The sequence below is a fragment of the Vagococcus intermedius genome (assembly GCF_029144185.1).
Taxonomy (GTDB): Bacteria; Bacillota; Bacilli; order Lactobacillales; family Vagococcaceae; genus Vagococcus_D; species Vagococcus_D intermedius.
Genome location: NZ_CP110232.1, coordinates 946,059 through 959,009, shown reverse-complemented (window position 1 = coordinate 959,009; position 12,951 = coordinate 946,059). Strand labels below are relative to the sequence as shown.

10 protein-coding genes and 1 pseudogene are annotated in these 12,951 nt (G+C 33.9%); 2 read left to right on the top strand and 9 right to left on the bottom strand.

The features are described 5' to 3' along the window. Positions 1-71 precede the first annotated feature (71 nt). Positions 72-1,583: a D-alanyl-D-alanine carboxypeptidase gene (locus OL234_RS04445; protein WP_275469949.1), complete on the bottom strand. Its 1,512-nt coding sequence runs from the start codon at positions 1,581-1,583 to the stop codon at positions 72-74. Between the two features lie 105 nt (positions 1,584-1,688). Further along, on the bottom strand, positions 1,689-2,522 hold the full coding sequence (locus OL234_RS04440; protein ID WP_275469948.1) for a hypothetical protein: 834 nt from the start codon (positions 2,520-2,522) through the stop codon (positions 1,689-1,691). Between the two features lie 168 nt (positions 2,523-2,690). Between OL234_RS04440 and OL234_RS04435 the strand changes: the two genes are divergently transcribed. After that, a complete protein-coding gene (locus OL234_RS04435; RefSeq protein ID WP_275469947.1) occupies positions 2,691-4,391 on the top strand; it encodes an NFACT RNA binding domain-containing protein in 1,701 nt (566 codons plus the stop codon). A gap of 483 nt (positions 4,392-4,874) precedes the next feature. On the opposite strand, the gene OL234_RS04430 is transcribed toward OL234_RS04435, so the two are convergent. The 4 genes and pseudogenes from OL234_RS04430 to glpK all read right to left on the bottom strand — a co-directional run bounded on the left by OL234_RS04430 (position 4,875) and on the right by glpK (position 8,855). Further along, entirely contained in the window at positions 4,875-5,234 is a 360-nt protein-coding gene (locus tag OL234_RS04430; protein ID WP_275469946.1) for a phage holin family protein, read from the bottom strand. Then, entirely contained in the window at positions 5,234-5,572 is a 339-nt protein-coding gene (locus tag OL234_RS04425; RefSeq protein WP_275469945.1) for a PspC domain-containing protein, read from the bottom strand. The genes OL234_RS04430 and OL234_RS04425 overlap by 1 nt, the downstream gene beginning before the upstream one ends. Before the next feature lie 40 nt (positions 5,573-5,612). After that, positions 5,613-7,222, bottom strand: a pseudogene (gene liaX / locus OL234_RS04420) (daptomycin-sensing surface protein LiaX). 136 nt (positions 7,223-7,358) lie between these two features. After that, complete coding sequence (gene glpK, locus OL234_RS04415; RefSeq protein ID WP_275469944.1) at positions 7,359-8,855, bottom strand: glycerol kinase GlpK; 1,497 nt, start codon at positions 8,853-8,855, stop codon at positions 7,359-7,361. A gap of 202 nt (positions 8,856-9,057) precedes the next feature. Here glpK and OL234_RS04410 point away from each other — a divergent pair, with 202 nt between their 5' ends. Beyond that, on the top strand, positions 9,058-9,738 hold the full coding sequence (locus OL234_RS04410; RefSeq protein ID WP_275469943.1) for a helix-turn-helix transcriptional regulator: 681 nt from the start codon (positions 9,058-9,060) through the stop codon (positions 9,736-9,738). Between the two features lie 33 nt (positions 9,739-9,771). Here OL234_RS04410 and OL234_RS04405 read toward each other — a convergent pair whose 3' ends face one another. From OL234_RS04405 to OL234_RS04395, 3 genes are read right to left on the bottom strand one after another with little or no spacing between them, the layout of a single operon-like run. Further along, on the bottom strand, positions 9,772-11,181 hold the full coding sequence (locus OL234_RS04405) for a cation:dicarboxylate symporter family transporter (RefSeq protein ID WP_275469942.1): 1,410 nt from the start codon (positions 11,179-11,181) through the stop codon (positions 9,772-9,774). A gap of 16 nt (positions 11,182-11,197) precedes the next feature. Further along, positions 11,198-12,535 (bottom strand): CoA-disulfide reductase, encoded by a 1,338-nt coding sequence (locus tag OL234_RS04400; protein ID WP_275469941.1) that lies wholly within the window; start codon positions 12,533-12,535, stop codon positions 11,198-11,200. A gap of 33 nt (positions 12,536-12,568) precedes the next feature. Continuing rightward, complete coding sequence (locus OL234_RS04395; protein WP_275469940.1) at positions 12,569-12,934, bottom strand: Rid family detoxifying hydrolase; 366 nt, start codon at positions 12,932-12,934, stop codon at positions 12,569-12,571. Positions 12,935-12,951: the final 17 nt, after the last annotated feature.

Below are 12,951 nucleotides of genomic sequence, written 5' to 3'. Positions count from 1 at the left end.
TATTAAACTATCATGCCCTTTTTCACTTGTAAATAGATAATTATTTCTAATTTTTTTTAAAATATAATAATTTATAAGTAAAGAAATGGTTGTCCTGTTACTAATGTATAAGCTGTTAATATCAACGTTATGGCAAGAATCAATGTTCCTAACATAAAGCAGGCAATCGCCTCCGAACGTTCTTTTTGCTGGAAAATTTTTGCTAGTGTAAGAAAAACAGCACTTACTAATAATAAAAGAAGTGGGACGATATACTGACCAATTCTTTTATTTACTTTCCGTTGATGCTCAATTTCTGCTTTCTGTGCCGCTGTTAAAAATTTTTTATACGTGACACTAGGTTGTTTTAAACCCTTACTTATTTTTTTGAATTCTGGTTTGAGCACCACTTGATTTCCTTTAAACTCAAACTCTGGCTTTTTATCCGTTCTGACAAAGCCCGACAAATCTTTTTCAAGGACGATTTTTTTCCCGTTAATTTTTCTAACCCCTTTTTTTAACACTTTTTTAACACTGAAGTCGTCAAACATTTTTTCCATCAAAGCATTTCCTATACCAAATCTGACTAGCTCTGATTGAGGGTCTGTCCAGTCACCAACTCCTAAAAACACCTCTATCATCCTAGGGTTTCCTCGCTTAGTTGTCCCCACATGTCCAAATCCTGCTGTAGGACTAGAGCCAGTTTTTAAACCATCTGTCCCTTCCAAACTGAATAATGATCCCTCAACAGAATAGACATAGGTACTAAAAGTTTCTTCCATCTCTGTTCCTGCCATAACTGTCACAACTGGTTTTTTTGTATATTCTAAAATTTCTGGATATTCTTTCAACAAATGATATGTTAAAAGAGCTAGGTCATGTACAGTCGAGGTATTTTCACTCATTGCATCAAAGCCTTCTGGATTGTACAAACCATTAAAAGCACTAGCTGTGGCTCCTGATGAATTATAAAAATTTGTCCGGTTCATTCCTAATTCTTTTGCTTTTGTATTCATCATCTCAACAAATTTTCCTTCGTTATCATCAACCAAAAAATTAGTTAGCATAACAGTTGCTGCATTAGATGATGCCATTAAAATAATTGATAACAAATCGGATACTTTATAGTTTGTACCTGCTATCAAACGATTATTACTTAATGAACTAATGTTAGCAATCTCAGCAATTTTATCAGATACAGTTAAACTCGTATCTAAGGTGATTTTCTTCTGAGATATTGCCTCAAATATCAAATAAACTGACATCAATTTTGTGATACTTGCTATTTCATGCTCCAAATCTGGTTGATCTGACCATACAATATCACCTGTATCAGCTTCAATAACCATTGATGCGGCTGGTCGATAAAAATCATTAGCTGGATAACCGTATGCCGCTGAAATTTGCATAATATCTTGTGTCTCTCTGGCTTCTTTTTTTCCCGTTTGCTTTTGAGCAATCTCTTCAGGATTTTCTCTAGAAGTCTCTTCTACTCCTGTTACATTTACAAATGGTTCTTCAACAGCATAGCCTAATAAAGGGCTTGCAAAACTACTCAACATACTAATTATTACTAAAGCCACCATAACCTTACTTTTTCCCATACTAAAACTCCTTACCCCATATTTTTACTCTCACTCTATATCATTGTATTTTAATCAAAAAAAAATTTTGAATAATATATTCAAAATCTTTTTTTGTGATAATACTTATTTTATAACATCTTTCAATTCGTCAATGATGTCCGATTTTGCGTTAGCCTTAGCTTTATCAGGCATCTCTTCGACACTAGTTGCTTCATCATTAGTCGTTCCATTTTCTGCGACCTCAGGAACGTCTTCACCGCGTTCTAAACTATTTAAATAATCTGCTAAATATAAATCAATCTCTTTTTCAGAGGTTAATTCTTTCCGACTTGTTTCTTTTTTATTTTCAAAATGAATTAAGGTGATTTTATTATCTACTTTATAAAATTTTTGAGTCTCTTCTACATCGAAGATAATAGGATATAAATATAACTTTCCTGTATAATTAGACATTTTACGTTCATTGTTTACTGCTATTTCAAATTTAGGATACAGCTTATTATTTTGGTTAAACATTGCAATGGTGATATTTTTTTCACTAGCTATCGTCTCACCCAACTCATACGGTCTAATTAATAAAACATTTTTATCATTAGCAAAATGGTGATCTACTAAAGCCTCTGTTTGCTTCCAAACAATTTTTTTATGAATATTTGGTACAACAAATGTTATAAATAAGCTTGCTAGAACGATACTCAAAAAAGCTAAAATAATTAATTCTTTTTTATCTTTGACTATCTGTAAAAACCTCGCTATGATATCACTATCAAGTTTTTTACTATTGCTATTAGGCTTTTCTATCTCATGATTGATGTTTTCATTAGGAGTATTTGTAGTACTACTCAGCTCTTGAATTTGATCAACTGATTTTTCAATACTGTTAGTTGACTCCTGAATTTGACTATTCGGCTCTTCAACAGTATTATTAGACTCTTTAATCTTCTTAAATTTATCCATACACGTCACCTTTACTCTGTTATAATAATAGTATACTCATTGATGATAAAAAAAGAAAGCTTATTTATTAAAACAATTGTCCGATTTTAAAAAAAGTGACGAATTTTAAAATAAAAAAGCTATTTACCTATATAACAATAAAAATATTTTTAGAAACGAGGAATTCTCATGACCTTTGACGGCGTTTTTACTCATGCCATGATTAACGAATTAAATAACACAGTCTTAAATGGACGATTATCTAAAATACATCAACCTTATGATAATGAAATTATTCTAGTTATTAGAAGCAACGGAAAAAATCATAAATTATTATTATCTGCACATCCCAACTACGCTCGTATGCAATTAACAAATATGGACTATCAAAATCCCTCTACTGCACCAAATTTTTGTATGTTGATGAGGAAATACTTAGAAGGAGCTTTATTAACTAAAATCGAACAAGTTGGTAACGACCGAATCGTTCATATGTCCTTCTCAAAACGAAATGAACTTGGTGATTTAGAACAAGTTAAATTAGTTATTGAATTGATGGGACGACATAGTAATATTATTTTAATTAATGAACATGAACAAAAAATATTAGACTGTATTAAGCACATCGGTCCTGGACAAAATAGCTATCGGACTTTATTACCTGGAGCAAGTTATATCTCCGCCCCAAGTGATAGCGAACAGTTTGATCCTTTCACAGTTGAAAAAACGAAATTATTTGAATCCTTAGTAACAGCACTGGCTATCGATACATCTTTTTTACAAAAAAAATTCCAAGGAATTGGTCGCCCTACTGCTACTGAATTGGCGCAACGTTTAGAAGAACAGCCAAATAACTTAATTCAAACTTGGCGAGACTTTTGGCAAAAAATTGACGAACAACCTTTACCAACTTTATCGATATTTGAAAATAAAGAATACTTTACCCCGATAACTTATAAATCATTAGGTCCTGAAGTGTATACCTTTCCTTCTCTTAGTGAACTTTTAGATATGTTTTACGAAGGCAAAGCCGAAAAAGAACGTTTCAAACAGCAGGCTGGCGAATTAGTTAGAACGATTGAAAATGAGGCTAAAAAAATTGCTACTAAATCTAAAAAATTGGAAAAATCTTTATTAGAAACTGAAAATGCTGAAGAATATCGACAAAAAGGAGAGTTATTAACTACATTTCTACATAAGGTGCCAAAAGGTGCCAAAAAAATCACTTTAGAAAATTATTATGAGGATAACTTACCCATTACAATTTCTTTACGTGAAGATTTAAGCCCTTCTCAAAATGCCCAAAAATATTTCCAAAAGTATGGCAAATTAAAAAATGGCGTTAAGATTATTCAAGAACAGCTCGAAAATGCTAAGAAAGAATACAACTATTTAGAATCTGTCTTATCGCAGTTAGAACTAGCTTCCCCAATGGATGTTGATATTATGCGAGAAGAATTAATTGCTGAAAAGTATATTCGACCAAAACGTAAAGATATTCAAAAACAAAAAAAAGCCAAAAGTAAACCTGAAAAATATCTTTCTACAGATGGGACACCTATCTTAGTTGGAAAAAATAATCTTCAAAATGACCAACTAACATTTAAAATTGCAGAAAAAAACCAGATATGGCTTCATGCAAAGGATATTCCTGGTTCACATGTGATTATTCAATCAGCCGATCCTTCCTCTCAAACCTTGGAAGAAGCTGCGATGTTAGCTGCTTATTTTTCTAAATACCGCTTGTCCGCCTCTGTCCCTGTTGACTATGTAGCAGCTAAGCACGTCAAAAAACCTAATGGTGCAAAACCAGGTTTCGTTATTTATGACAACCAGCATACTCTATTTGTCACGCCAGATAAACAAAGCGTTGAAACGTTAAAAATTTAAAAAAGATAATGTCCCTTACAAATAGGGGACATTATCTTTTTTATTATGGGATATTCTATTCTTACATGTCCTCGCCACATCTCATCCTCACAAAATCTAAAAAACTTATGATCACACTATAAGTTTTTTATCAGCAAGTACCTCACCACTTAAAACAGACACTACACAAGCTTGATATGATATAAAGAACATCCTTTATTTAAAATCAAATTGCTACACCTACTATCTATAAAATAAGTGATTTTTGCTAGAATACTCTCTCAATTATTTTTTTGACGTAGACGTACTAGAAGCAGTCTTCACCTTATTTAAAAAAAGACACTGAAAGAAATAGATATGATAATAACGTACAAGAAAAAACGTTGCTCAAAGCAGCTCATTTAAGGGCTACTTTGACACAACGTTTCTATAAAATAATGTCGTTTGTCTTGGTAGGGTCAAATAGCATTAATCTAGTTAAAAACTTCTCTAAATCAAATCTGATCAATACTTGCTTCCCATGTTATGGTTAATGACAACAGAATTAACAAATGACATAATAGCAGCAACTAAAACAGCTGTCCCGAAACTTGAAAAACTAAAACTCTGTTCTCCTAATAAATTAGCAGTTAAACTAAGTATCGCTCCGTTTATTATAAAACTAAACAAACCGAATGTAAGTAACGTAATTGGTAAAGATAACAAATGTAATATAGGCTTAACCAACGTGTTTAAAACTGATAAAATCACACTTGCTACTATAGCAGTTACAATACTTCTAACATAAAACATATTATTCGGTAAAAGCATTGAAAGAGAGATAAAACTTAAAGTATTAACTGCTAATCTCTGAAAATAACTCATTAAAAATCGCTCCAATCATCCTCTTCAACCTTCTCTGCTTCTTTTCTTGGTTTCATTTTCTTTTCACTTTTAAATTCCTGATTATCTTTATAACGATGAAACCCTTGATAAGGATTCTTAGTACGTCCATAATCTTGATAGTTGTCACTAGAAGGACTTGAAGGAATTACCAACATCAATAAAAAGTACAAAACAAAAGGTACGCCCGCAGACATAAAGGTCATAATTATATATATCACACGAATAATAGTTGGGTCAATTCTTAAGTACTCACCAATACCACCTAAAGCACCTGATACGACAATATTATTTTTAGATTTAGTTAATTTTCTACTCATCTTCATCTCTCCTTGCTAAATCAATTTAGCATCTTTCTACTTATGCTTCGTCACTATCTTTCAAATAAATACTACCCGTTGTAGTACTTAAACTCAAGTAAACTGTTTGATTTTCATTAAAACGACGAAACTGTAACATTTGATTAGTTTTTTCATTTTTTTCACGAATAATGTCATAGTGGGCCATTCTATTTTTTATACACCCAATACTAGTTTTAGCTAACCCTTCAATGCCAATATCTTCTGGTACTGCTACTTTAATAGTCCCATTGACAACTTTAGCTTCGATTTTTTTCAATTTTCTTTTTGAGCAGTAATTTTAATATCACCATTTACATTCGAAATTCCAGCACTTTCAATCATAGATTGGATAACGAAATCACCATTTACTGACTCTGCCAATAGATCCATAATAGTACTATCTTTTACAACAACATTCCCATTAACACCTTCTACTTCTAACATCGTTGCCGTCACATTTTTTAAAATCATATCACCATTAGTACTCTTTAAAAAAATATCTTTCGCTTCTAAGTCCATGATATCCACATCGCCATTTAATAATTTAACTGACATGTGATCGTAAACTCGTTGTGGTAAATAAAAATGTAAGTCAACTTTAATACGTTTATTAGGTATTTGAAATGATATAGTATCATCATCTACGCAAATTTGGCTTCTTTCTAGAAATGCCTCAAAAGGAGTATCTGCTGTTATTTTACCGTATAGCTTAACATTAGCCTCTACTTTAACATCTTCAGACTCCCAAGTACTAAACATTACTTGCCCATTGGCTACCTTAACGTCTATTAATGACGCACCTGTTTGAGGATAATAAAATTCATGTTGGAAACTATTTGATGTCATACCAGGGACTTTTATATTAATATCTTTCCAATCAACATTCTCGTTGACGGTATCTGAAACAGTTCTAATAGTATCTTTTACAAAACGTCCTAATTGCACGCCTGCAACGCCCATCTTTCTACCAAAATGCGAACTTGCCTCACCAAATTTTTGACCAAATTCATTGAATGTTTCTTCCAAATCTTCTGTGAAATCAAAACGTTCATTTTTTTGTTCTTTTTCAGCTTCTTTCTGTTCTTTACGCAAGCTTGATAATTGTTCTTCATAATTTGACTGTTCTGATTCTAGTTCTAATTTAGTAGCAGTTAAATCTTGCAACTCACTTTCTAATTCAGCTTGTTTCTGACTTTGCTCTGGCGTTAATGCTTCAAGTTCTTCAATAGTATTTAAGACCATTAGTTCTTCCTGTTTTTCATTCATCTCAAGTTCAAGACCTTTTATTTCTGCCGTTACTTCGTCTAAAGAAACCGACGCCCGATTAGCCTCTGTTACTAATTCATCTAGTATTTTTTCTAAACGCTTTCGGTCCGCCTCTTCAGATTCGACAAGTTTTTGAAAAGCTTCTTCCTGTGCAGTGTCAAAATCAGGGAGCTCTGAAAGCTCTGGCTCTGCCTTTTCAACTTCATCTTCAGATAGGGGTGTTTGCTTCTTAACATTTATTGCTTCTTTTTTAACAATTTTTTCATCTTTCTCTGTTGCGATATTTTCTAATAGGACAAGAGCTTCCTCTGTCGTAATTACGCCTTGTTTAACTAACTCAAATACTCTTTCACGTTCTTTCATAATAATAGCCTCCTTAGCTAAATAGCACTTCTTTATTTAATAGAAGTTTTCTTTACACTCTTATTATGCAACGAGATGGTAAAAATGTCATAGGACTTAAGATGGATTTATTTATCATTTGATAGTCTTAGCTTACTTAGTCCTGATGGAAAAATTGAGCTGCTTCAACTGCTCTACGCCATTTGTCATAATAAAGATTACGTTTGGTTTCGGGCATGTCTGGATAAAAGCTACCATCAACTTGCCAAATATGACGAATCTCTTCTGTGTCTTGCCAAAAACCTGTCTTCAATCCGGCTAAATAAGCTGCTCCCATAGCAGTAGTTTCATTAATTAGTGGTCTAAAAATAGGAATATTTAACATATCTGCTTGGAATGCCATCAAAAATTCATTTTTTGACGCCCCCCCATCTACTTTCATCTGAGTAATAGCTAAACCTGTTTCTTGTACCATTGTCTCCACAACATCTTTTGTTTGGTACGCTATACTCTCTAAAGTAGCTCTAGCAAATGTCTGGCGTGACGTCCCTCTGGTAACACCAAAAATAGCCCCCCTAACATTTGAATCCCAGTATGGTGCACCCAAACCAACAAAGGCTGGCACTATATAGACACCTTCATTACTAGCAAGTTCATAGGCCATTTTCTGCGTATCAATCGAATCTTTAATAATTTTCAATCCATCTCTTAACCACTGAATTGCTGAACCTGTAACAAAGACACTCCCTTCCAAAGCGTAGCAGACATCTCCCTTATCATTACACGCAAGTGTTGTTAAAAGTCCATTTTCTGAGTTAACAGCCTTATCACCAGTATTCATTAAAATAAATGAACCTGTGCCGTAAGTATTTTTTACATTTCCTGGTTCAAAACAGTTCTGACCAAATAGAGCTGCTTGCTGATCGCCTGCTACGCCTGTAATACGTACTGGATCTGAAAATACGTGGTAGTATTCTGTTTGACCATAATCATCTGAAGATGCCTTAACTTCAGGTAAAATAGCTTTAGGTATTCTGTATAACTCTAAAAGCTCATCATCCCAAACTAACTCATGAATGTTAAACATCATCGTTCTTGAGGCATTAGTATAATCTGTTGCATGAACTTTCCCTTCGGTTAGTTTCCAAATCAACCAGGTATCTATGGTCCCAAATAATAATTCACCATTTTCAGCTCGAACACGTGCTTGGGGTATTTCATCTAATAACCACATAACTTTTGTGGCTGAAAAATAAGAATTAACTTTTAAACCTGTTCTATTTCTGATAAAGTCTTCGTGGCCATCCTTTACTAACTTATCTGTGATTTGGTTTGTTTGGCGCGACTGCCAAACGAGTGCATGGTGAATGGGCATACCCGATTCTTTATCCCAAATAACAGTTGTTTCCCTCTGGTTAGTAATGCCAATACTATCAAGATCACTAGGTTTAATCTGCCCTTCTTCCATGACTTTTGTAATAACATTCAATACACTTTGCCAGATCTCATTGGCATCATGTTCTACCCAACTAGGTTGTGGGAAATATTGAGGAAATTCTTCCTGAGCTTTAGCCACATCGTTTCCCTCTTTATCAAATAAAATGGCACGAGTGCTAGTAGTTCCTTGGTCAATTACTAAAATATATTTTTCCATACTAATTCCTTCCGCTATCAAATAATAAAATTAAGTAGTTTTAGTTTATAATACTTTAACTAGTATGACAATCAACTAAAGATAATTTTCCTACTACTTTTTAGTTTTCAATCTGGCAGCGTGTAAAAAAAACGAAATGCATCTTGTCTATTTTTATGTTATTCTAATTTTAAATGACATAATAATTTAGGAGATATTATTTATGAATATTAATCAAATCGCCTTTTACTCCTCATTAACTAAATTTTTAGGTGCTACCCTTGGAGAAAATTATGAAATAATTTTCCATGTATTGGAAACTGATAATTACCATATCGCGGCAATTGAAAATAACCATGTTAGCGGTCGAACAGTCAATTCTCCTATTACAGGTTTCGCTTTAGAGTTAATCAAGTCAGGTACTTACATTGATAAAGACTTTGTAACTGACTATAAAACTCAAACTGTTAATGGGACGAATTTGAAAGGGTCTACTTTTTTTATTAAGAACGAATACCAAGAACTAGAAGGAATGCTCTGTATTAATCAAGATACTCACCGTTATGAAGAACTTTCTTATGAACTATTAGCTTTAGCTGGTTTAACGTCACACTCACTAAATGATTATCCTCGTCCTTGTCAAAATACGCCAGAAATCCTTAAAATTGATTCGGTCGAAATTTTAGAAGATTCAATAGAAGGAATGATTTATGCTATTGTCTCACCAGACTTATTAGAGCAAAAAATCATTTTAAGTAAGGAACTAAAATTAGAAATCATCAAAACATTAGAGGAAAAAGGAGTCTTTCAAATTAAGGGCGCTGTAGCCCGTGTGGCAGATATTATGAATATTTCTGAACCTAGTGTTTATCGCTATTTAAAAATTCTTGAAACAAAAGAGTAAAAAAAACTCACAATATAATATTGTGAGTTTTTTTTACTCTTTTGTTTCAATTGATTGGCTGAAGGCTTCTTTATCAAACGTACCTTCCCACTTGTCAACCATAATAGCTGATACCATTGAACCGGCCACATTTAGCATAGTACGCCCCATATCAATAATCGGGTCAATACCAAAAATAGCTCCAATACTTGCAATAGTATGACCGTAACCCAAACCATTTAAAGTTACCGTTGCGGCAACAGTTGCCGTTCCAGGAACACCGGCAATTCCAATTGATCCAACTGTTACTACCACTATCACTAAGACATAAAAAGAAAAAGTCATTTCTGTCCCAACAGCTGATGCAATCAATACCCCTAACATGGCAGGAAAGACACCAGCACAGCCGTTCATTCCGACAGCGGTCCCTAGCGTGCCAACAAAATTGGAAGTTTCTTTTGAGACCCCCATGTCATTTTCTAAGGTTTTAAGTGTATAGGGCAAAGTCCCTACACTCGAACGTGATGAAAATGCAAATAACAATGTTGTGAAAGCTTTCTTATAAAAAATAATCGGGCTTACACCTAAAACTAACAAAATAATTACATAGATAATTAACATAATGATAACGCCTGTATATAACGCTAAAATGAAACCTAACATCCCTGTAATAGAATTCAAACCATTAGAAATAATAGTGTTTCCAACCAAAGCAACAACACCATACGGCATTAATTTAATAATATTAGTTAATACTGAGTTAACCGTTACCTTTAATGAATCTAATAAGGTAACAAATGGCGCCACTTGTTCCGGTTTTTTTACTTGTAAAAACCGAATAGCACTTGCGAAAAGCGCTGCAACAATTACAACTGAAACGATACTCCCATTGTCTCCCATAACGGCCATAATATTATTTGGTATTAAATTCAAAAAAAACTCAGGAAAACTTTGAGCGGCAATGTTCCCCATTGATTCAACTTTTTGTTCTGCTAACTGACCAGCAAAATCTGCTCCTTTTAAGTTATATAACTTAACGACTAAAATGCCTACAGCTGCTGATACTGCTGTCGTACTTAGTAGAGAAAAAAAAGTTTTACCTGTCAAAGTTTTTAAACGCTCCCCTTGCACATCAACCACAACTTTAATGATTGATAAAAAAACAACAGGAATTGCTAATAATTGAACTAACTTCAAAAATCCTGTTCCAATTAACCCATACCAGGTTGAAATTTCAATTCGGCCAAACTCTAAATAGGTCGTGCTATCGCCACCAATTAAATCAACGATTATCCCGATACCTAGTCCAATAACTAGCGCAATAATCATTCGTTTTGAAAAGTTTACTTTTTTATTTTTTAATCCTTTTAGAAAAAAAATTGCTACAATTAATAAGAAAATTGCTCCTATTGTATAAAAATTGCTAACCTTCAAAAATTGCGTGAAAAACGGCTCGTTTATCATTATCTAACATCTCCTTTTATTTGGCGGTGTTGGCTGCGACGTTAATTGCTTCCCAAGTTGAAGCAAATGGCGGTGCATAAGCATAATCGATAAAACCTAATTCTTTCGTTGTCAATCCTGCATGAATAGCGGTTGTTAGCCCTGTAGCTCGTAAAACTGTTTCATTTTTCCCGAATAATTGTGCTCCGTATAAAACAAATGTCTCAGCATCATAAACTAATTTAATCATGATTTTTTCTTGGGTAGTGTAGTAATTAGAATGATTGTTAGTTTCAATACAAGTCGTTTTATAATTTAAGCCTTTTGCTTTAGCTTGCTTTTCTGTCAAACCAGTACTGGCCGCTTCATAAGCACCTGCCTTGATCGCGCTACTTCCTAATGCCCCAACGTAAGCTTGCATATCAGTTTCATCAACGGCTATATTAGTCCCCACAATTCGACCTAATTTATTAGCAGTGGTAGCTAGTGGAATATAACTGTCTCCTAATAAACGATGAGGGACACTTGCACAATCACCTGCTGCAAATACATCAGGAACAGAGGTCCGTCCATATTGATCAATCACAATGGCCCCATTTGGCAATGTTAAGAAATCCTGACGAATAAAGCTGGTATTAGGTCTAAAACCGATTGCTACTATCACAGCATCCGCTGAATAATTTCCTTTGTCTGTTTTAACTGAGACAACTTTTCCCTTATCATCCAGAATCAACTCTTGTGCCATTTCCTCTATATGAACTTGAATGCCTTCTTCTTCAATCGCCCCTTGTAGTTTTTGAGAAAATTCAGGGTCAAAAGGCCCACTCATAATAGTTGAACCTGCCTCAATCAGATGAACATTTTTCCCCTGTAAGGCTAACTGATCAGCGACTTCTACTCCAATAAACCCTCCACCGATCACTACAATATCCTTAACGGATGATATTAGTTTTTTTAAACGATCAACATTTTCAAACTTAGTAATAGTGTAAACATTCTCTGCTTCTATCCCGTTTAGAGGCGGCACAATTGGCTGTGCACCTGTAGCTATCATCAAACGATCATATTGTTTTATCACAACGTTATCTGTTTTTAAATTAGTCATTGTCACTGTTTTAGTCACAAAGTCGATACTTGTTACCTCGTGTTCTAACATTAAATTAATTCCTGATTTTTCCATCTGTTCAGGTGTTCGGGCAAACATTTCTGACTTATCATCAAATTGCCCCCCTAAATAATAAGGGAGTCCACATGCGCCAAAAGAAATATAATTTTCTTTTTCAATAACTGTTACGTTTGCTTCACGATTTGTCCGAGCTGCTTTGGCTGCCGTACTCATACCGGCAGCAATCCCACCAATCACAACAATTTCCATAACTTTCCTCCACTATCTTAATAAAATGAAAAATTAAGCCCCTTTATTCACGATAAACTCAATTTCTACTAAGGCATCTTTAGGTAATTTAGCTACTTGAAAAGCTGAGCGTGCTGGGAATTCTGTTCCAAAATAAGAACCATAAACCTCATTAAATACGCCAAAATCGTTTAAGTCTTTTAAAAAACAAGTTGTTTTAACCACTTGATCAAAGTTAGCACCCATTTCTTCTAAGACTAGTTTCATATTTTCCATTACTTGTTTGATTTGACTTTCAAATTCACTTGATGGAAATTCACCAGTGTTACCATCAACAGGTAATTGTCCTGATACAAAAACTAAATCGCCCACCTCTCTATAAACTGAATATGGTCCGATTGCTGCTGGAATTTTTCCCATTGTTATTTCCTCCTTAA